Genomic DNA, 19,980 nt, shown 5'->3' with positions numbered 1-19,980 from the left:
CTGGGCGTACGCCGCGCACTGGGTGGCCGCGAAGCCGAGGTGGGATCTGGCTGCGGACGATGCTGAACTCCAGGCGCTCCTCGGAACTCGCTGAGGGCTGCCCGGAGGAAACGCACGGCTTCAGCGTCGGAGCGTGGTCGGGGCATGATTCCCACCGTGGATGAGCACGAGAAGCATCGCGGGCGCATGCGGTACACGCTGGCCGAGACAGAGCACGGCCACGCCTGGGGCGCCTGTGTCGAGGCGGAGGGGCTGTTCGGAAGCCCCCGGCGTGGGACGTACGAAATGCTCGACTGGGTACCGGACCGAGCTGAGGTGCGTGGCTGGGTGGGCAGTCGGGTCTGGCTGGTGCCGGACGACGAAGCACTCGGGCCCTGGCTACTGGAGGACGCGGAGAGCCTGGGGCAGTCCGCCGGGGCGGACAGTCTCGTGCTCACCGGTCTGGACGACTACCAAGGTCCACCGGAGGGGCACACGGGTCCTGTCCGCGTGCACGACGGGCACCGGTGGCTGGGCTCGTGCCAGGAGTTCGCCCGCGTAATGCCGCACGAGCAGGCGGCGCCCCCACTCGTCCTGCGGGGACTCGCACCGGGTGATCAACTGCGGGCGGCGCTGATGAAGGGCACCCGGCGGGCGCTGGACCTGGAGGAGGCCGCCCTCGAGATACGAGACGACCAGGGCGAGCCGCTCGCCCAACGCCTGCTGTGGGCCCGAGTCAGCGCCTGGTGCCCCTCCTCCTACGGGACGGATCTGATGGACCTGGAGCTCGACGGAGAGCACTTCACACCTGTCCCCGAATACGCCCGGACCGTCTGGGAGCGATGGCTCGCCGGGCCGCCGGACACCCTGGGCACCTGGAACAGCCTCGACACCCGACTCCGCGGGGCCTGGCTCGAACTCGTACAGGAGCGAGCCTTCCGACGCACGCACCATGACCGGCCGGCCGGGCACGCATACGAACTCGACGGCCGCCCCATCACCGATGGAGCGGGCCTCTACCTCGCGCTCGGCGAGGCGGTGAACGGGCCCGGCGGCTACTTCGGCGGCAGCCTAGCCGCACTGGACGACTGCCTTGGCGGCACGTTCGGCTACACCGCCCCCGCCACCCTGCTCTGGAGGAACGCCGCGACCGCGCGCGAGCACCTGTCGCAGACCCTGCAAGCAGACGGCCAGCCCTACGACCTGTTCTCCGAGGTCCTCGACGTCCTGGTCGGGGGCGGCATGCGGGTGACCTTGGCATGAGCATGAGCTCCGCTCGCTGATGGACGGACCGCCAACCGTCTCCCTCAATTGCTAGATCAGCCACGGTATGTACGGACGGTCCTTGATGACGACCTGGAGGTTGTCCCCGCCGCCGATCACTGGCTGTGGAGCCTTCGGTTCGGCCGGTACCGGGCCGAACTGGCGACCAAGGCCAACGTCGGCGGGGGGGCTGCCCCGTACCTGAGGTGGTGCAGGTCGACGAGGCGGTCGTGGCCGGACGCGGGCTGGGATCTGGGCCTGTTCATGGTCTGGCTGAAGTACACGCCGGCACCTCGGGACGCCCGAGCAGGCAACCGCGACCTGACCCGCGCCCCGCAATCAGAAGAGCTGACGCATCTCCACACGGTGAACGTCCGTCGAGACGAGCGTCGAGCTCAGGTCGATGCGGTGCGCGCGCGAATGCGGTGCGCGGTCCGCAGTCCCTGCTTGGCGGCGGTTGCCACGAGGCCGCCGAGGGTGGTTCTGGCGAGGTCGTGGGCAGCGAGGCGTTCCAGTACCGGCAGGGCCCAGTCGTCGGCGGTGGAGCCGAGAGCGCGGCAGGCCAGTGCTCGGAGGTCCGGGTCGGGATCGGTGGTCAGGGCGATCAGGTCGTCCACCACTGGCGGGCCGAAGGTCGCAATCGCTGAGGCGAGATGGCCGGCCTTGGGGTTCCGGCGTTCCATCATGGCCTCCCAGAGCGCAGCGAGTGCCCGGTCGCCGCCGATTTGGCCGAGCGCCAGGGCCGCCCTGCTGCGTACCCAGCTGGTTTCGTCGTTCAGCCGGGCTGTCAGGGCGGGCACGGCGGACCGTTCCTCGAAGAGGCCGAGCGCCTCGCAGGCACCCTCGCGGACCATCGGATCGGGATGCTCCAGCAGGGCGGTGACCAGCGGAACGGCCCGGCGGAAGCCGAGTTCGGCACAGGCGAGCGCCGACCACCGCACCCCGCGGTGTCCGGTGTCGGCGAGCGCGCGCAGTAGGCCCGGTTCGACGCTCGCGTCGCCGAACAGCGCGATCCGGTTGAGTGCCTTGGTCCAGACGGTGACATCCTGCGTCCGGTGGTCGGAGGCGACCTCGGACAGGGCGGCCCGGGCCTGCGGATGGCCGAGTTCGGCCCACTCCAGCAGGGCGTCGATCGCCCGCAGCCGGAGCGTGCGGTTCCCGCTCAATTCGGCCGCGTGGACGGTGACGAGGGATGCCGGCCCGTCCGGCAGGTGGCCCAGGGCGTCCCCGAGCGGGCCGGCGAGCGCTGGTTCGAGCTCGCCCAGTCGCAGGGCCAGGGGGCCGATTCGGGTGCCGACGTCCGCGTCGTACTGGCCGTCGCCCCGCAGGTTCGCGGCCAACTTGGCGACCGTTCGAAACAGTAGATCTGCCCGGTCCGATGGGGAACCAGAGAGGGCGCCGAGTCGGCCGGACATCGCCGCGGTGACGGCGGTCGGCGGGCGACCGGTGGCCTCCAGGACCGCCTCCGCCCAGGCGAGTGGCTCGCTCTGACGCTCATAGAGCTGGCGACCCCACAGGCTGAGGACGGCGTCACGGTGGTCGGTCATCCCAGGATCGTTCCAGCAGGGAACACCGACAGCCAACGGATATTCCTCACGGTCGGTCGATTGGAGTCGCCTTTCCCGATGGAATCGCTCACGCGCGACGACACGTTGTGGCGTTTGATCTTGGGGAACTTCACGGTGGCCGGGTGGTGGGCGGCCCGGCCCTGTGGGCCCACAACGAGACGATCTTCACGTTGCACGGGCCTGTTTCACCGAGCACGCCGAACTGAACAACCCGTGAAACGCGGTGGTCTGCGGGCCATCTCCGTTCCTGCCCGGACCGTGCGGCAGGCTCGCACGCGCAGGCGCCGCGAGCAGGACGCCCCGATAGAGGACCACCCGTGGCGGGTAACACCGCCCACTGCTCGGCACCGTCACGCCGGGCCCGATCGAGGCCGGCCAGCGACCGACTGCTCGGCGAGCTGCACCCCGGGAGACACCCCGCTGCCCGCCTTCTCCTCACCCACCCCGTTCCAGGCACCCCTGGGTACGCCGAGTCCTCGAGGAGTTCCGTCGGCCTCCCGGGGCCCACCTAGAGCGTGTCTCCTTGATCGGGAATCAGTGCCGGCTGCGCCGGCTGGTCGAGAAGTCAGACGACGTCAGGGGACTGCTCGGATACGGTCGCTGTGGAGGTGGAAGCTCGTGTCCTGGCCGTCTGTGATCGTTCTTGCCCCTGTGGAGCGACGTCCGTCGTTTGAGGGGCTAATCCGTTCCTTTGGTCTCGTGCCGGACGCTGCGACGGGTGACGAGCGACTCCACTGGCACGGGAACTCGTACTATCTCGACCTCTCAGGCAGGATCCTGGCGGACTACGAGCCGGACGAGCTTGAGGAGGTGAGATCCGAGATCGGTGAGCCATATGGGGTCTATGTCTCGTGCGAGTCCATGGACGCGGCCCGAGCCTTCCTCCGTCGCGTTCTCGATGGTTTTGACGGTCTTGTCGACACCAACCATCACGAAATCCTGCCAGCGCATGAGTTCCTCACACTGTTGGAACAGCACCCGGGATGGGACTGGCGTCGCCGGCCAAGCACGGACCTGCGGTAGTACGTCTTCACGTCTTCACGTGCCCGGTCTGGAATGAGCCCGGCTCGTCCGGAAGGTCCCGCCAGGGCGAGCCGGTGCGGTACTTCCACGCGATGGCCTCCAGGGTTCGGCGGTGGTTGGCCCGTCGCAGAGCGCGGGCCGGATCGGCCGGCATCAACGGCTCGATCCGACCCCACATTGATCAGTGATCACCAACTGAACAGACAGATCCGATCAACCGATGAGCGGTGGGGTGGCTGACCTGCTGTTTCATCGAGCCCGTGGCGAGGTTGTGCATGATGGCGACGGCGTGGTGGAGGCCGTCTCCTTGCCGGCGGTTGTCACGGAGGATCTTCCAGTTCTTCATGCGGGCGAAGGGGTGCTCGACGCGGGCGCGGACCCGTCGGTGTTCGGCCTTTTCCTCCTCCTGCCCGCGCAGGAGCGGGCGCCCTGCTCGCCTACGGCACGGGACGTGCGGCCCTGTCCCGAGGTAGGCACCGTCGGCGATCACGGTGGTACCGGCCGCTTTCGCGGGCAGGTCGGACTCGCGCCAGACGTGGGCGTCGGCCTTGTTCCCGGACGCCAAAGGGGCTGATGCGATCACCAGTCGGCTGTCCGGATCGACGATGACCTGCACGTTCGCCGAGAACCGGTAACTGCGGGACGCGGCGGCGACCGCACGGTCGCGGACCGGGATCAAGGTGCCGTCCACGATCCACAAATGGTGCACGTGGTCGGTGGGCCGCGGTGGCGGCTCCAGCGCCAGGAGCGGACCGAGCTTGTCGATCATCCGGCAGATGGTGGCCGGGGAGATCCCGAAGAGCGGGGGCGAGCTGGTGCATCGTGAGGTTCGTCCGGTAGAACACCGCCACCAGCAGCACCCGGTCCGGCAACGGCAGCCACCTCAACACCCCACCCATACAAGGGGGATGCCCCCTCACGCACGTTCTGCAAAGACCCTTAGCTTGCCGTTTGACGTCCGACATCGAAGGGCGTCTCGAACTTGACGGTCGGTCTCAGCCGCGCCAATGCCGGCCCCTCGGCTATGTTCTTCCAGACTCCGCGCTGGCGAGTCCCACGCGTAGTCGAGGGGGAAACGTGCCTGGTGAGCGGCTTGACGCGGATTGGGTCCGGTCCTGGTGGGAGCAGACTGATGTGGCGTTGACGAAGCTAGTGCAGGAGTTCCTCCCGGCGCACGGCTTCCCGCCCGGCCGCAACGCTGTGACGCTCACGACCGACGACAGCGACCGGGCGACGGACGCACTTGTGGACCTGACACCGATCCCCTCCGACCTGACCACGCTCTACTGGGTGATCAGCGATGCCTCCCTGCCCGACGTCGACAGCGGGTACTTCATTCACTCACCCGCGACGGCGGCGGAGCAGTTCCGCGAGTACGGCCCCGCTCCGATTGAGGGCGAATGGACCGCGATCGTCTTCGCCAGCGGCGGCGGGGGCTGCCTGTTCGCGATTGGAGACAGCGGACAGGTCTGGAAGTCCACCACGGCTTCCTGGTTTGACGACTACGAGCTCGTCGCGGCCAGCTTGCAGGAGTTCCTCGAACACCTCAGCCGCCGGATCGCGGACCAGCCCTGATCATCTGCTGAAACCACCCCGTCCAGGGTGCCTGACTTCCGTGACATCCGAGTCGGGACCTTGCAGCCGTACGTCAGGGCCAGCGCGATACATCTCGCGTCGCGTCGGCTCCATACGGTCGCCTCGCGAATCTCCCTAATTGCACCGCCTGACTGCCGACGGCGCTCCCAGTGCCGGCAGAAGGGTGGCGTGGGGGCGGCTGTCAGGGCCGAGTCGGCTTGCCCCCCCGCTCGTCAGCCGTTTCTGGGGCCCGTCATGGACATCAGGCCGCGCAGCCCGTCCCGGAGCTGTTCGACCTGCACATCTCCGAACAGGGCTTGCTGGGCGATGAACCCCTGCGCCAGCGCCATCAAGGTTCGCGCCACGCGGTCGGCCGGTACGTCGGCCCTCATCAGCCCGGCCTCCTGGTAGGCCGTGACGATCTTGCTCCAGGCCCCGTGCATCTCGTCGAACCCCTGGCGCAGCGCCTTGGCCAACTCCGGGTTGCGCAGCGTTTCCGCCCATACCTGCAGTGCCACTCGGGGAAACTCGGGCTCGTCGCCGGCTCCCGGGCCACCGCTGCCGAGCAGCCCTCCGGTCAGCACCTTGCCAAGTGTCTGGGTGAGCAGTACGTCGGGCAGTGGCGGCGGGTGCTCCTCGGCAGCTTGCTCGAACGCGGCCCGGACGGTGGCGAGAGCCTCGGTCGCGATGGCCGCGATCAGCTCGTCCTTGCTGGTGAAGTAGCGGTAGACCGCGCCCGCGGAGAGACCGACCTCGCGCAGGACGTCCTGCATCGACGCGCTGTGGAAGCCGTTGCGGCTGAAGCAGCGCGTGGCGCCGTCCAAGATCTGGCGGCGGCGGGCGTCGAGATGTTCTTGGGATACGCGAGCCATGCACTCAACGTAGAACGAACATTCATTCTTGACAAGCGTCACGCCCTGCAACACAGTGACCCATCTAAAACGAATGCTCATTCTCTTTGTTTTGGGAGCCTCGATGTCCACCTCCTCCGCTACTTCCGCGCCGCCGTCTCCGCCACAGGGCAGGCGTGTGATCGCCGTCATAGTCCTGATCCCGGTGTTCGTGACCCTTGCCCTGTGGGCGTTCGCCTGGCCGGCCAGCCGGATGGCACCGCGTGATCTCCCCATCGGTGTCGCGGGCCCCGCGGCGGCGACCGAAGGCGTGCAGAAGCAACTGCAGCAGAAGCCGGGCGCGTTCGAGATCCACCGGTACGCCGACGAAGCCGCGGCCCGTGAAGCCATCGAGGCCCGGACGGTCTACGGCGCGGTCGTCGTCACCCAGCAGGGCCCGAAACTGCTCACCGCCTCGGCCGCGAGCACGGTGGTGGCCCAGCTGCTGCAGCAGGCGGTAACCGCTGGGAGCCCGCAGGGCACGCAGGTTCAGATCACCGACGTGGTCGCGGCGCCGGCCAAGGACCCACGCGGCGCCGTACTCAACTCCAGCCTGCTGCCGATGACCCTCGCGGGAATCGCGGCCGGCGCCGTCATTACGCTCCTCGGACTGCGCGGTACCCGCGGAGCCCTGGCACTTCTCGGATCGGCCGCCCTGGTCGGCATCGTGGCGGCTGCGCTCACCCACAGCTGGCTCGGCGCGCTCACCGGCAACTGGTGGGCCGAAGCCGGCTCATTCGGCCTCACGGCCCTCGCGGTCGGTGCCACCGTGGCCGGACTCGCGGCACTGATCGGCCCGGCCGGCATAGGGGTCGGCGCCCTGCTCTGCATGCTGCTCGGCAACTCGTTCTCGGGCATGACCTCCGCCCCCGAACTGCTGCCCGAGCCGGCCGGGCTGATCGGCCAGTGGCTGCCGCCCGGCGCCGGTGGCTCACTGCTGCGGTCGGTGGCGTTCTTCGACGGCGCACAGGCCATGCGATCGTCGATCACGCTGACCATGTGGGTGATCGCCGGCCTGGCCGCCATCCTGCTCGCCCGCCCGCGCCGCCCCACCTCCGCATCCGCCGCCGTGCCGCGGCAGGCACCTGAGCACGCGTCTCGAACGACGCTCCCCACCAGCTGAACGAGCACCGTGGTCGGCGGCGCGGCGAGAGGCGTACGCCAATGATCAGAACAGCCCCGACACGCTGATCGCGGTCTCCGCCCCCTCCAACAGGAGCAAGTCCGACAAGGACCCCGCCGAATGGCTGCCCTCGGACGGCTCATTCACCGCACGTACGCAGCGAGGTGGGTCGGCACGAAGCGGGCCGCCCTTGCCCTGGCCGGGCGGGGACGGTTTGCCGTCCGTCACCCCCGGCAGGTCATCGGGGTCAAGGTCCGCCCCCTCGGTGTCCGCCTCGGCCAGGAAGACGTCGATCGCCTCGCGCAGTACGTCGGCCTTCTCGTCCTCGGCCATGGGCCGCGGTGCGCCCGACCCGCAGTCCTTCTGCTCCACCCCGCCAGTGAAACTGAGCACCGTTCCGCGGATCGACGAGACCGCGTTGCCGCCGACGGACCGAACACGGTCAGGCAGCGGCCCATCCATCGCCCGGCCCGGACACCCGCCTCCTCCTGCGCCTTAGGGAAGGGTGTACGCGCCGGGCGGCGGCCGTCACCGACGACGACTTGGCGCAGGTAGGAGCGGTACATCTGACCGGCTCGAATGGTCGCGATATCCATCTGGAGACCACGCCACACGGCCCTGACCTGCATAAAAAGACTGATCAGCCCTATGTCCCGCCAGGCGGGAGCAGCGGCCGAAGTTTCTTCACCGGCGCCCGCCAGACGGGAAGCGGCCCCGAGTCGGAAGCGTGGGGTGGCGCCAGGCCCGCACCACGCTGCTCGAGGCCGTCGCACACCACCACCACGCTCAGCTGCTCGCCGCCATCGTCGGGCTCGGCGGTGAGCTGGGCCCCCAGCTACCCGTAACGGGCGCTTCAGGGCGCGGTCACCCCAGAGGGCTGCGCGGTCAGCGCCGGCCGCCGCCGATGCGGCGGTCGTCGGCCAGTGCGGTCAGCGGGCCGAACTCGCGGGCAAGCTGGTTCCACGTCAGAACCTCGCCACAGCGGGCCGGGAATTCCTTCGGGTTGAACTCGGGCATGGTCCAGGTGCCAGTGCTCCGGTCCCGCAGCCACAGGTCCCCGTCACCGTCGACCACAGTCGGCGGGACCGGTACGGGCTCGGCCTGATCGGTCGGCTCCCAGGTGACCCGGCCCGGGTGGGAAGCGCGGCGCAGCTCGGTGGTCGCCAGCCGCGCGGCCAAGTCACGGGTGGACTCGTCGGCGTCCTTGACCGACGCGAGTCGGAACGCGTCGTCAAGTACGGGCAGGGCTGGATTCTTGCTGCGCTTTGAGCTCATACGCTGACTACCTCCGGTGGGGGGCGTCACATCCGATATGGCACCCCGTACAGGAACACGATATCCGAGGCGGGAGCCAGGCCGGCTACGACCACTGTCCAGGTGGAGACGCCGGCACCTGCTCGACCGGCATCAGCCGGCGCCCACCCGCCTGGGCGGGTACGGAGCGTCTGAAGCGGAGTCGGAGAAGGCGGGCAGCGAGAGCGGTCGACGGTCGTTCATGATCCCCAGTCGCCCAAGTCCGGCCCTGCGGGTAGGGCCAGCCGGGTTGTTTCAGCCCACCCGAACAGAGCGGTCAGGCCACTGCTACCGCCGGTGAACCGGTCCGGACCGCCGAGGCCGGGCGGCACACTGCGCGGGTGACCACGACGCCCGCCTGAACCGGGTGCAGAACTGAACTCAGGTGAGGTCGAAAGTGACGCTTCCGGAGCCGTTCCAGTCCGGTGCCTCCGTGAGCGAGAGGGTTCCGTTCTCTGCCTCGTCGACTCGCACCATGATCCCGCCGCGATCCTCGCCGGGAAACGCAAGGGAGAAGTAGGGATCCATCTCCATGAGGAAGTCCCAGCCCTCGCGCTGGGTCGTGTCGAGGGCCTTGGCATGCCGACCGGTTGCCCTCAGCGTGCCGACCGAGTCGACAGTGACGGCGATGTCGAGGTCGTACATCTCGAGGCAAGACGACTGATTGGCCCACCATTCGAGCCGAGCCTGACCCACGAATCGATCCATGAGGTCACTATGCACGGTGCCCAGGTCGGACGGGTGAGTCTGTGAAGCTGCCGGCCGTCGGGGGGCAGGCCGCAAGACAGGGGTGCATGGGGCAAACCAGTCAGGCCCTCGCTTGAACCGGCTGCCCCTCACATGGACGATCATCAGCCCATGAAAACGGACTAAAGGTCGACTCGGACAGGTGGAATCGGCCGATGGCGGAGTGCGCGAGGCTCGTCTGGGGCTCGCCGAGGACTGCCCGGATCCGCCATCGGCTACGAGGCGGTCCCCTTCACCACCACGCCGTGGTCGGGGCGCCGGCTACGGCGTAGTAGACCGCCTGCGATGGGGGCCGCCGCCACGCGGGCCCTCTGTCCAACAGGCGGTCCTGCTGCCATGGTCGTTTCCATGCCGGACGGTAGCGCCCTGATGGGGCTGATAGGTGCAGCAAGCGGAGCCGTAGTCGGGGCAACCGCGGCGGTCTACGGACCCCTCGTCTTAAAGAAGAAGGAGCGCCACTGGCAGGAACTGGCGCGCGAGGATGATCTGTACACCACACGGGTCACTGCTCTGACGTTGGGCCGGCTGAAGACCCGAAGGTGGTTCGACTACCTGAACCTGACCGTCGCCTTGGCCGTTGCCGGTGAGCACGTGGACGTCAAGGAGTTCGTGGCGACCTGTCACAACCATCGGTCTGAATCGTTCGATTCCATCTACGCCCCGGTCCTCCTCCACGTTGCAGGAAGACGGATGCATGGCTCAGTGGATGCGCTGCAACACGCGTCCAACGTCATCACGCGGGCAGTCCTGGGCCGCGACTTCGATGGGGGTCAGGTGCCCACTGAAGTGGCTGATGTCCTTGAGACGGCGGACATCGCCCGCACATGGTTCCGGGAAGCGATCGAACGGCTGGTTGCAGCGCGAGAGGCGCTGACAGCGCAGGAGTTCGCACGCCGGTACCCGTCCGGCTTTCCCGGACCGGACGGACGAGCTCGGTGACCGGGCCATCCAGATTGGTCCGTGGGGCCCTGATGAGATCGGCGTGGACCACTGGGAGCCACTGCTCGTAACGGCCGACTGCGACCGTCTTCGACAAGAAATCCTTTCCCCGGTCCACACGGACCTTCTCCGGGAGCCACCTCGTGCTTCCGCCGTCCATGCACACCCCTCAGCCGGCTCCCGTCCCTGCCGTGATGGATTTCGGCCGATCGCATGAATGTGCCCGCCCCGAGGGGGCGGGCACATTGACTGGATTGCGTTTCCTACGCGGTCAGACGGCGTAGTAGTAGGAGCCGATCACCCGGTACCCCAGAGCGCACCAGGCGGTGGACGCGTTGTTGGCCCAGGTCTGAGGACCGACGCTCTCGTATATGTTCCCCGAGACGTCGCGGCACTTGACCCAGCCGACGAAGCTTTCGGCGGACGAGCCCTTGCAGGTGATGGCCGAGCCCTGGTGCCCGCCGCTTCCCGTGATGATCTTGTACGTGCAGCCGTACAGGTCCGCCGACGGCGGAACGGACGCCGCGGCGACGGAGGCAACCACTCCATTTCCCGCCGTCCCGGATTCGGCGGCCTGGGCCGTGAGGGGGCTGGCCATCACGGCCGCCGTGGCGATCGCCATGGCCGCGAGGGAAGTACGCAAAGAAATCATGGCTGGAATTTCCTCTTCTGATGGGTGGGTGAGTGGGTTTGGTCGTGGGTTTCCAAGTGGTGCCGCACAGCGGGCCGCCGGCTCGGAGGCTGCCTCTTGCCAGGGACGGCGGCCTCTTTATGCAGGAAGCCCATCGGTGCTGTCGGGCAATCCGTTCTCGGCCGCTGAGCGCCGGTCACGCAATCGGTCTGCGAGCGATATCGATGCCGAGCTGACCACAAGTGCTCCTCCGGTCGATTCCGCGGGGCTTTTCTTGTATGTCCGACGCGGCATGCGACCCGAGCGGTCGGCGACCGCAGCATTCGAGACAACGGTGCGCGACGTGATGGACGGTGCCGTGGAACTGGTGTTCTGTGGTGCCGTTCCGCTGCCAGACATTGCCCGCGCAGTGGATTGTCCGGGCCGTTCCGGAGAGGAACGTGCAGCTCATCAGGTGGAGAAGGGGCGGACAAACCCAGTTGTCCGCGGACAACTGAGGGAGATCATGGTCAAGGCAGGCCGGCCGCAGGGGGCTATGAAAGGCGCGTCCCTGGCGGCTGACGAACTCGCCCGCTTCCTGGTGGAGATCACGACGGCGCTGACGGTCCGGGAGCTGGCGCAGCGTTTTGGCGGCGGCAGGACGATGTGGAGCGAATACCGGAGTGGGGCGCGGATCATTCCGCTGGGCAGGCTGAACGCCGTCGTACGGGATCGCGTACGGGACGGTCGGGGACAGCAGGCGATGCTGCAGCGGGCGCGTCGGCTGCACGAGGCCGCCCTGAACGGTCAGGCGGACGCGGGCCCCAGGCCCAGCCTGGCCGAGGCGCTGCGGCAGGCGGAGTCGAACCTGGCCGAGTCGGAGCACCTGGTGAAGAGCCTGCTCACGGTCGTCACCCTGCTGGTCAACGAACCGGGCGAACCCACCCCGGCCACCGGCCCGACTCAGTCCGAACCCGAGACCCGGGCGTCGGGCGATGATGTGCGGCCCTCGGATCGCGAGGTGGTCCTCGATGAGCTCGCGGATCGGGCGTTCACCCAGATGGAGGAGGCGTGGGTGGCCCGTCACGCGGCCCGGCAGGTCCTGGCCGGCGCGCAGACGCGCTGTCGAGCCCTACCCCCGGGTGGCGGGGACGATGCCGGCGCAGACCGCGAGCTGGTGCTCGCGCTGGCCCGGATGGCCGCGGTGCTGGAGTACGGCGGATGGGAAGCCCAGCGGCTGTGGGAAGAGCTCCACGCCGGGCTCGGCGGCCCCGTAGGTCGTCGCCACGCACGGGCCGTAGAAGGCACGCCCCTCGAAGGTGTCGTCCTGGAACGGCTCGACGGGGTGCATCCGCCGTCGCCGGCCCGTTCCATCACCGCGGTGGAGCGGTCGTTCCCCCCGTACGCAGCCCCGGTGCTCCGGCCCGCCGTGGCCCCTCCGGCTCCGGCCGGTCGACGCGGCCTGTCGGGGACGCCGCTGGCCGCTGTCGCCGCGGCCGCCGTCCTCGCCATAGCAGCGCTCGCCACGACCGCGATGGTCGTCATCGGCCAGCAGCGCAACGTCCCTCCCGCGGCCACGAGTGGCGTGGGGCAGCGGGACTTTGCGCGCTCCCGTGACCTGGGCTGGAGCTCGGTATCTGCCACGACGCCCTCGCTCTCGCCGTCCGGTTCACCTTTGCCGTCCTTGCCCGGGCCCGCCGGGTCGCCGAGCACCTCGCCTTCCGCCACCATGCCGAACGCGCCCGCGATCACTCCACCAGCTCCCCCGCCCGGCCACTCCGCCCAGCCGTCGGCGTCCGCGACGGTGACCGCCTCTGGCAGTCCTCAGCCCAGTACGTCGCCCAGTACGCCGCCCAGCGTGCCGTCGCCGGCTGATGGGCTGCTGCAATTCACCAGCCCCGGGAGCGGTATGTGCCTGGCGGTGGCCGCCGGGAGCAACACGCCGGGCGCCGGCTTGGTACAGAGCGGGTGCACGGCAAGCCTGGAACAGCGCTGGCATCTCACCCCGGAGACGACGGGCCCGGCCGGCGTCGTGTACTCGATCCGCAACAGGCAAACCGGTATGTGCCTGTCCGTCGACGCGGCCCGTGACACCAACGATGCCCTCGTCACCCAGTTCGAGTGCGGAGACCGGGACGGCCTGTTTCCGGACCAGTTCTGGACCCTGCGCTACGACAGCAGTCTGGGGGCCTGGTGGCTCGCCAATACCAACAGCGGGAAATGTGTCTCCTCCCGGCCGGGCAGCGGGGACAACGAACCGATCACCCAGCAGGATTGCCGCGATGACCGCTGGCGCGTGTGGCGGCTCTGACCTGGAGATTGCTGATCAGTGGCGTCCTGGCGGCCTTGGTGCTCTTGGCGTGACCCGGGTACTCCCCGCCACTGCCGGCCGGTACGCTGCCGCCCGTGATCGATCTTCGGGTGGGAGCGTCCGTCATTGCGGGCGGATTGGTCTTCGGCGCACTCACAGTCATGGGTGGATGGTGGGCTCTCAGCGGCGGGATCTACGGCTGCACCGCCGCGGACGCGGCGCTGCGGGACCCGATGGCTGACCAGGTCCGGGCGCTCGGCACCCCGCAAGGAGCGCAGGCCGGCGAAGAGTCCTACTCCGGCTGCGACGACGACGACCGCTTCGCGTACGTCGGCCGGCAGTACACCGAGCCCACTCGCCGAGCGGACGTCGTCGCCTACTACCAGGCGGCGGCCACACGCAACGGCTGGCTGCCCGAACCGCCCGAGCCCGACCAGCCCGTCTCGCACCAGGACCCAACCGGCGAACGGATCGGCCTCTGCTTCACCCAGCAGATCGACGGCGCAACCTCCCATCTCGCCATCTCCTGGGCATTCGACGGGGAACAGGGCTACACGGTGGAGGCCCGGGCGAGCCGGAGCGGCAACTCCTGGTGCCCTTGAACCCCGCCCCGGACGACAACAACGGAGCACTGCACTTCTCGACCTCGCCGAGAAGTCCGGCGGCCGACGGCCGAGGTGCAGCTGCCCCGGCGCACTCGTACTCCCTGCTCGGCGAAGGCCCGTGCCTTCTGCGGGTCTCGAACGCTGATGCCGACCCGGTCCGCGGGCAGGGCACGCGGGTGAGCAGGCTCTCCCCCGGTCTCTCCCCCCGGTCCGATGCGGGTCGTGGTGGGTCGTGGTGGGCCCCGGGGCGCTTGCTATAATCCACGAGTCGGCCTTCGGCGACCCAAATTGGGTGCGCGCGAAGGCTTTTTTTATGCCTTCTGACACCTCTGCCTACGGCTCTCCTCCCACCACCTACCGTGACCTGCTCCGCAACCGTGAATTCGTCGGCCTCTACGCCGGCTTCACGCTGTCGGTCGCCGCGAGCACCTTGTCGGGCTTCGCGCTCGGCACGCTGGTCAACCAGCAGACCAAGTCCCCGTTCCTGACCGCTGTGAGCATGTACGGCGCCACCTTCGCGACGGTACTCGGAGCGCTGACGCTGATGTCGGTCGCGGACGGAAGCCGTCCTCGCCGGACCCTCGTGGCGCTCCAGTGCGTCGCCCTCGTAGGCGTTGCGGCGCAGATGGTTCCCGGGCTGCCGCTCGCCGCCCGGTTCGGTCTGCTCCTCGTACTGGGGTTCTTCCAGTCCCTGGGAACCGGCGTGCGGATGGGGCTGCTCGCCGAGGTGGTGCCGACCTCCGGCTATGCGCTGGCGCGTTCGCTGATGAACATCACCTCGGGAGGCATGGCCATCCTCGGCTACGCCATCGGCGCCGTACTGCTGCGGTACCTGAGCCCGCAGGGGGTCTTCGCCGTCGCGACGGCCCTGACCGGCGGTGGATTGGTCGTTGTGGCGGTGACGGTCCGGGAACGTTCGATCCGTCTGACCCGTCGCCCTGGACTGCGCCAGACCTGGACGACGAACGTCGAGCTCTTCTCCCACTCCGGCCGGCGCGCGCTGCTGCTGAACCTGTGGGTCCCCAACGGTCTGATCGTTGGCTGCGAGGCCCTGTTCATCTCCTACGCCCCCCAGCACGCCGGAATCTTCCTGGCCGCCGGGTCGGCCGGCATGCTCCTCGGCGACCTCGCGGTCGGGCGGCTGCTCACCGCCGAGCAGCGGCGCCGTTGCGCCTTCGCCCTGCGACTGCTGCTCGCCGCTCCCTACCTGCTGTTCGCCGTCCACCCGCCCGTGCTGGTGGCGACAGCCGCGGTGTTCATCGCCAGTGCCGGCTTCTCTGCCACCCTGCCGCTTCAGGAGCGGCTTCTGGAGTTGACCCCTGATCCGGTCCGTGGCCAGGTCCAGGGAGTTGAGTCCGCCGGCCGGATGACGTGGCAAGGCATCGGAGCCGCGATCGCCGGCGGCATTGCCCAGCAGTTCGGTTCCGGCACGGCCATCACCTTCGTGGCCGCCGTCTCCATCGCCATCGCCGTCGTCTCCCGGCCCTCCGTGGCCCGCGCCCGAGCCGTCCACGTCCAGTCTGCCCGTGGATAGGGGGTCCTACGGCGGCGCGAGCCGCGGGCGCGGCCAGACGCGGGGTGGGCGTAGGCCGCTGGGCCGCCCGCGCGGACATGATCGACGCTGGGGTGCCCCTGTGCGGCGGCCCTGCCCGTGCTGCCGTAGCTCAGCAGAGGAGGCCGGCCATGGAGGAGTCCACCTGGACGGAGCGGTTTCGTGCCCGGCCTCCCTGGGGGACTGTCAGGATGGGAGTACGGCAATGCCCGCTTCGGGGAGGACGAGTTGACGATCTCAGAGGCACAGGGGCCGATGGTGCCGCCGAGTTACCCCCCGCGGAGCCCGCCGCCGCAGAAGAAGCCCGTCGAGGCACCGCGGCCACAGCCGGCCACGAAGCCCAAGGCGGAGCTGATGCCCCGGCGGCCGCGCCTGCAGATCCGCAACCGGCAGACCGCGGTGCTCACCTTCCGTGCGGACCAGTGGGCGGCGGCAAAGGCCGGCAGGCAGGCCCTGGCCACTGTGCGCGGCTGGGGCTACCCGGCACTCGACGCGGACGACCTTGCCGCTGCTGTGAATCTCCTGGTCAATACCGTCGTGAAAGACGGCGGGAAACGGGTCAGCGTGCACCTGGCCGATCAGGAACAGAAGGTCTTGGTCCTCGTTCTTGGCCATATGCCCGATCCCGGCCCCACCGAGAACATCCTTGGCAGCCTTGGGGCCCTGCGCACCGTGGACTCGTGGGGTACCGATGCGGCCGAGGACGGCCGCCGGGTGTGGGCGCTTCTCGACGCCGAGCCCCGCCGCCTCGGCGGCACGGCCGCGTAGGAACCGGAGCGCCGACGCCGTGGCGTGGCGGGGGTTGCCTCGGCGGCGGGCTGTTCCGGCCCGTCCCTCTGCTCAGCGGCGCGGGACGTCGAGTGGGCGGCGAGGAGATCGAGCCGCGCGGCTTACGTGCGCGTTCGGCCACATCACGGAGTCAGCCTCGCAGTTCCCCGCGTTCTGACGGCGAGAGCGTGTAGACCCTCCCGTAAGCCCGGAGTGCCTCGGCCGGGTCGCCGGGGCGGTCTCGCAGGACGGCGTCCAGGAAGGTGAGCGTGGCGCCTGCGACGACGCGCGGGCTCTCGGCGCGGCCCAGGGTGCCGACGATCGAGGGCAGGGGTGGCAGGTAGAGCGGGCCGTCCATGAAGGTGAGGTGCCCGGCGCCGGGGACGGCAAGCCGGTAGCTCGTCGCGGTGCTGTGCTCGAGGGCGTCGGTGAGACGGGGCAGATAGCGCGGGTCGGTGCCGGCGGTGATCTCCTGGGTGAGTGCGAGCGCCGGCTGCTCGAGGGCGGGCGCGGTGGGGCCGTGGGGGTAGCCGTCCAGGTCGACGACGGCGCCGAACCGGCGGTCCTGCCGGGCCGCCTGCAGGGCGGCGGCACCGCCCAGGGAGTGGCCGGCCACCGCGGCGCGGCCGGTGTCCAGGCGTCCGGTCAGGGGGTCGGCGGTTTCGGCCCGGTCCAGCCGTTCCAGCTCGGTGAGTACGAAGCCGAGGTCGGCGGCCCGGACGGCGGTCCAGCCCGCCGCCAGCTCCTCGTCCCGGTCCCGGTCCCCGCTGGAGGCGACCGTGGCGCGGATCGTGCGGCCGTCCGCGAGGACGACGACCGCGGAGTCGTAGGGGTGGTCGAGGGCGGCGACCAGGTAGCCGTGGCTGGCCAACTCTTCCGCCCAGGCGGTGTTCTGGGTCCGGACCCCGCCCGACCCCGGGGAGAACAGGACGACCGGGAACCGTTCTCCCCCACCGGCCACCGGGGCGTCGACGACCGCACGGCTGCGGGCCCGCGGGACGCCGTCGACCAGGAAGCCGGGCAGGCCGGCCCCGTCGGCGAGGGCCTCGGCGACGGTGCGCGCCTCGTGCTCGGTGCGTCCCAGGTACTGGGCGCGCCGGGTGCCGGCGGGGCTCTTCTGCGCGGGGTACCAGAGCTGGGCCACGACCGTGCGCCGGTCGTCCGGATCGTCCGTGAAGCTCTCGGGGCGGAGCGGGTCGGTCCACTGCACCACCCGCGTGCCGACCGCGAAACCGCCCGACGGCTCGGGGAACTCGGGCACGGGGAAGGCCCGGGCCGCCACCGGGCCGAGGGCGATCAGGCCGGCGCAGGCCAGCGATCCCGGCAGTGCCAGCCACCAGCGGGCCCGCCGCGCCGGTCGGCCGGTACGGCGTCGCAGGAGGGGCGGGAGGGCGAACGCCGACGCCAGGACGGCGCCGGCCAGGACCGGCAGCAGCTGCCAGCGGATCCCCACCACGCCCAGCACGGTCGTGGACGCCACGAACACCGCCACCGCCCCGATCGTGACGGGCCGGCGGGCGGCCGGGGGGAACCAGCGCGCCGCCACCAGCCCGAGGGCACCCAGCAGGACGAGGACTTCCGGAAGGGACATCGACGGCCCCGTGATGGTTTCGGTCACCCGGCCATGCTCGACGCCGGGTCCACGCCGCCGAATCGGTCGCGGGTCGCCGCCGGTTGCCACTGCGGTCGCAACCCGGGCGGTCCGCCGTGCGACCGGAGTGGCAAGCGGTCGCTCCCGCCCGGCGGCCGCTCTGCGACCGCGGGAGGTGGTGGGCCTCATCCTGCGGTCGTACGCCGGCAGGGTGCGGTCAGACGGTGGGCTCATGTGCGCCGCCGCCCCCGCGGCCTAGGCTCCGCCCGTACGCGCTGACGGTCCCGGTCGGGCCGCCAAGACGACCGATCCACGGGGAGGTGTGACGGTGCGCCACCGGGACCGAGTACCGCCCCTGGTGTGGGACGCGGCGCTGCCGGTCCTTCTCCTCCTCAACGTCGTGACCGTCTACCCGGCGCGGGACCTGCCGGTGGCCGCGGCGCTCACCGCCGCCCTGGCACTCCCCCTGCTGTGGCGGCGCCGGGCACCGCTCGCCGTGTTCGGCGCCGTGGCGGCCGCGGCTTTCGTCCAGTGGTCGATGGACATCCAACTGCTCGCGGACGTCGCCCTGCTGGTGGCCCTCTACACGGCGGCCACGCACACCGGCCGGCGCGGCACGCTCCTCGCCGCTGCCGTGGTGGAGGGCGGAGCCGTGCTGGCCTGCCTGCGCTGGGTACCGGACGGCGCGTTCCTGACCCCCTTCGTCGCGCTGTCCGCGACGGTCGTCGCCGCCGCCGTCCTCGGGGTGAACGTGCGGACCAGCCGGGCTTACCTCGCCGCCGTGCGGGAACGGGCCGGCCGGCTGGCGCTGCACCAGGAGCAGCGGGCACGGCTGGCCGTCGCCGAGGAGCGGGCCCGGATCACCCGCGAGATGCACGACATCGTCACCCACAACCTGTCCGTCATGGTCGCGCTCACCGACGCCGCCGTCTACGCCCAGCACAGGTCCCCGGACCGGGCCACCTCCGCGATGCTGCAGATCTCCGAGACGGGCCGGCAGGCGCTGACCGACATGCGACGCTCGCTGGGCGTCCTGCGGGCCGGCGAGCGGGACGCGGAGCGCCATCCGCCGCCCGGCGTCGCCCAGTTGGAGGCTCTGGCCGACCAGATGGGCGCCGCCGGGCTACCGACCCGCCTGGAGGTCCGCGGCGGCCACACCCACGTCCCCGCCACCGCACAACTCACCGTCTACCGTCTGGTGCAGGAAGCCTTGACCAACACCCTCAAGCACACACCCGCCGGCACCCGCGCGACGGTCCTGGTCGAGTGCTCGCCCCAGGCCGTCGGCGTGGAAGTCACCGACAGCGGCCCCCGCCCGGCGCGGCCCGCCGCCGCACCGCCCGGCCACGGCATCCCCGGCATGCGCGAGCGCGCGGCAGCCTACGGGGGGACGCTGCGGGCCGGACCGCTTCCGGGCGGCGGCTGGAGCGTCCGTACGCGACTCCTCCTCAACAGCGGTGGAACGGACCCCGCATGACGATCCGCATCCTGATCGCCGACGACGAGGCGCTGCTCCGGATGGCCTTCGGCACGGTCCTGGAGGCCCAGCCCGACATGACACCGGTCGGCGAGGCCGCGGACGGCGCCCAGGCCGTCCGCCTCGCCCGGGAGCTGCGGCCCGATGTCGTCCTCATGGACGTCCGGATGCCCGGGACGGACGGGATCGAGGCGACCCGGCAGGTCGTCCAGGTCTCGCCGGGGAGCAGGGTGCTGATCCTGACCACCTTCGACCTGGACGCGTACGCCTTCGCCGGTCTCGCCGCCGGAGCCTCGGGCTTCCTGCTGAAGAACACCAGGCCGGAGGAGCTGCTCACCGCGATCCGCAACGTCGCGGCGGGCGACGCGGTGCTCTCCCCGCGGATCACCCGGCGCCTGCTGGAGGACTTCCGTCCGCACCTGCCCGACGGCGGTGCCGCCGTCCGCGACGAGCGGTTGGACCGGCTGAGCGCCCGTGAGCGCGAGGTGCTCGTCGAGGTCGGCCGCGGCCTGTCCAACGCCGAGATCGCGGCGGCGCTGTACCTCGCGGAGGCGACCGTGAAGTCCCACCTGGGGCGGATCCTGCACAAGCTCGGACTCCGCGACCGGATCCAGGCCGTGGTCTTCGCCCACGACAACCGCCTGGTCCGCCCGGCCTGAGAAGGTG

At 70.3% G+C, this 19,980-nt stretch carries 18 protein-coding genes and 2 pseudogenes; 11 read left to right on the top strand and 9 right to left on the bottom strand.

Going from position 1 to position 19,980, the window contains the following annotated elements:
• Nucleotides 1–144 precede the first annotated feature (144 nt).
• On the top strand, nucleotides 145–1,242 hold the full coding sequence (locus ACFYYB_RS34665; protein ID WP_389440871.1) for a barstar family protein: 1,098 nt from the start codon (nucleotides 145–147) through the stop codon (nucleotides 1,240–1,242).
• A gap of 395 nt (nucleotides 1,243–1,637) precedes the next feature.
• On the opposite strand, the gene ACFYYB_RS34660 is transcribed toward ACFYYB_RS34665, so the two are convergent.
• Nucleotides 1,638–2,789, bottom strand: a complete 1,152-nt coding sequence (locus ACFYYB_RS34660) for a HEAT repeat domain-containing protein (RefSeq protein WP_389440868.1) — start codon at nucleotides 2,787–2,789, stop codon at nucleotides 1,638–1,640.
• A gap of 639 nt (nucleotides 2,790–3,428) precedes the next feature.
• Here ACFYYB_RS34660 and ACFYYB_RS34655 point away from each other — a divergent pair.
• Nucleotides 3,429–3,833 (top strand): hypothetical protein, encoded by a 405-nt coding sequence (locus ACFYYB_RS34655; RefSeq protein ID WP_389440866.1) that lies wholly within the window; start codon nucleotides 3,429–3,431, stop codon nucleotides 3,831–3,833.
• A 19-nt stretch (nucleotides 3,834–3,852) separates the two neighbouring features.
• Here ACFYYB_RS34655 and ACFYYB_RS34650 read toward each other — a convergent pair.
• A pseudogene (locus ACFYYB_RS34650) lies at nucleotides 3,853–4,040 on the bottom strand (transposase); the annotation flags it as partial.
• 55 nt (nucleotides 4,041–4,095) lie between these two features.
• Nucleotides 4,096–4,711 (bottom strand): annotated as a pseudogene (locus ACFYYB_RS34645) (transposase); the annotation flags it as partial.
• A gap of 256 nt (nucleotides 4,712–4,967) precedes the next feature.
• Here ACFYYB_RS34645 and ACFYYB_RS34640 point away from each other — a divergent pair.
• Nucleotides 4,968–5,408 carry a hypothetical protein gene (locus ACFYYB_RS34640; protein WP_389440863.1) on the top strand — a complete coding sequence of 147 codons (441 nt, stop codon included), beginning with the start codon at nucleotides 4,968–4,970 and terminating at the stop codon, nucleotides 5,406–5,408.
• Between the two features lie 233 nt (nucleotides 5,409–5,641).
• Here ACFYYB_RS34640 and ACFYYB_RS34635 read toward each other — a convergent pair whose 3' ends face one another.
• Nucleotides 5,642–6,280: a TetR/AcrR family transcriptional regulator gene (locus ACFYYB_RS34635; protein ID WP_389441266.1), complete on the bottom strand. Its 639-nt coding sequence runs from the start codon at nucleotides 6,278–6,280 to the stop codon at nucleotides 5,642–5,644.
• Between the two features lie 103 nt (nucleotides 6,281–6,383).
• On the opposite strand from ACFYYB_RS34635, the gene ACFYYB_RS34630 reads away from it, so the two are divergent.
• A complete protein-coding gene (locus ACFYYB_RS34630; RefSeq protein WP_389440861.1) occupies nucleotides 6,384–7,421 on the top strand; it encodes an ABC transporter permease in 1,038 nt (345 codons plus the stop codon).
• 45 nt (nucleotides 7,422–7,466) lie between these two features.
• Here the strand turns inward: ACFYYB_RS34630 and ACFYYB_RS34625 are convergent, their stop codons facing one another.
• The 3 genes from ACFYYB_RS34625 to ACFYYB_RS34615 form a co-directional block, all read right to left on the bottom strand.
• The gene (locus tag ACFYYB_RS34625) at nucleotides 7,467–7,793 is read right to left on the bottom strand and encodes a hypothetical protein (RefSeq protein ID WP_389440858.1); all 327 of its coding nucleotides are present in this window, start codon (nucleotides 7,791–7,793) and stop codon (nucleotides 7,467–7,469) included.
• A 513-nt stretch (nucleotides 7,794–8,306) separates the two neighbouring features.
• Nucleotides 8,307–8,696, bottom strand: a complete 390-nt coding sequence (locus ACFYYB_RS34620) for a hypothetical protein (RefSeq protein ID WP_389440855.1) — start codon at nucleotides 8,694–8,696, stop codon at nucleotides 8,307–8,309.
• Between the two features lie 399 nt (nucleotides 8,697–9,095).
• Complete coding sequence (locus tag ACFYYB_RS34615) at nucleotides 9,096–9,422, bottom strand: hypothetical protein (protein ID WP_389440852.1); 327 nt, start codon at nucleotides 9,420–9,422, stop codon at nucleotides 9,096–9,098.
• Between the two features lie 387 nt (nucleotides 9,423–9,809).
• On the opposite strand from ACFYYB_RS34615, the gene ACFYYB_RS34610 reads away from it, so the two are divergent.
• Nucleotides 9,810–10,400: a hypothetical protein gene (locus ACFYYB_RS34610; RefSeq protein ID WP_389440850.1), complete on the top strand. Its 591-nt coding sequence runs from the start codon at nucleotides 9,810–9,812 to the stop codon at nucleotides 10,398–10,400.
• Between the two features lie 271 nt (nucleotides 10,401–10,671).
• Here the strand turns inward: ACFYYB_RS34610 and ACFYYB_RS34605 are convergent, their stop codons facing one another.
• Nucleotides 10,672–11,052: a hypothetical protein gene (locus ACFYYB_RS34605; RefSeq protein ID WP_389440848.1), complete on the bottom strand. Its 381-nt coding sequence runs from the start codon at nucleotides 11,050–11,052 to the stop codon at nucleotides 10,672–10,674.
• Between the two features lie 136 nt (nucleotides 11,053–11,188).
• On the opposite strand from ACFYYB_RS34605, the gene ACFYYB_RS34600 reads away from it, so the two are divergent.
• The 4 genes from ACFYYB_RS34600 to ACFYYB_RS34585 all read left to right on the top strand — a co-directional run bounded on the left by ACFYYB_RS34600 (nucleotide 11,189) and on the right by ACFYYB_RS34585 (nucleotide 16,246).
• On the top strand, nucleotides 11,189–13,321 hold the full coding sequence (locus tag ACFYYB_RS34600) for an RICIN domain-containing protein (protein WP_389440845.1): 2,133 nt from the start codon (nucleotides 11,189–11,191) through the stop codon (nucleotides 13,319–13,321).
• A gap of 95 nt (nucleotides 13,322–13,416) precedes the next feature.
• Nucleotides 13,417–13,923: a hypothetical protein gene (locus tag ACFYYB_RS34595; protein ID WP_389440843.1), complete on the top strand. Its 507-nt coding sequence runs from the start codon at nucleotides 13,417–13,419 to the stop codon at nucleotides 13,921–13,923.
• A 316-nt stretch (nucleotides 13,924–14,239) separates the two neighbouring features.
• Nucleotides 14,240–15,460: an MFS transporter gene (locus ACFYYB_RS34590; protein WP_389440840.1), complete on the top strand. Its 1,221-nt coding sequence runs from the start codon at nucleotides 14,240–14,242 to the stop codon at nucleotides 15,458–15,460.
• A gap of 246 nt (nucleotides 15,461–15,706) precedes the next feature.
• Complete coding sequence (locus tag ACFYYB_RS34585; protein WP_389440836.1) at nucleotides 15,707–16,246, top strand: hypothetical protein; 540 nt, start codon at nucleotides 15,707–15,709, stop codon at nucleotides 16,244–16,246.
• Between the two features lie 151 nt (nucleotides 16,247–16,397).
• Here the strand turns inward: ACFYYB_RS34585 and ACFYYB_RS34580 are convergent, their stop codons facing one another.
• Nucleotides 16,398–17,837: an alpha/beta hydrolase family protein gene (locus tag ACFYYB_RS34580; RefSeq protein WP_389441264.1), complete on the bottom strand. Its 1,440-nt coding sequence runs from the start codon at nucleotides 17,835–17,837 to the stop codon at nucleotides 16,398–16,400.
• Between the two features lie 322 nt (nucleotides 17,838–18,159).
• On the opposite strand from ACFYYB_RS34580, the gene ACFYYB_RS34575 reads away from it, so the two are divergent.
• Both ACFYYB_RS34575 and ACFYYB_RS34570 read left to right on the top strand, forming a co-directional pair.
• Nucleotides 18,160–19,314: a sensor histidine kinase gene (locus tag ACFYYB_RS34575; protein ID WP_389440833.1), complete on the top strand. Its 1,155-nt coding sequence runs from the start codon at nucleotides 18,160–18,162 to the stop codon at nucleotides 19,312–19,314.
• Nucleotides 19,311–19,973, top strand: a complete 663-nt coding sequence (locus ACFYYB_RS34570) for a response regulator (RefSeq protein WP_389440830.1) — start codon at nucleotides 19,311–19,313, stop codon at nucleotides 19,971–19,973. The genes ACFYYB_RS34575 and ACFYYB_RS34570 overlap by 4 nt, the downstream gene beginning before the upstream one ends.
• Nucleotides 19,974–19,980: the final 7 nt, after the last annotated feature.

Origin of the sequence: Streptomyces sp. NPDC002886 (genome assembly GCF_042888445.1) — a bacterium.
Taxonomy (GTDB): domain Bacteria; phylum Actinomycetota; class Actinomycetes; order Streptomycetales; family Streptomycetaceae; genus Streptomyces.
This window is presented reverse-complemented; position numbering and strand designations above follow the sequence as displayed.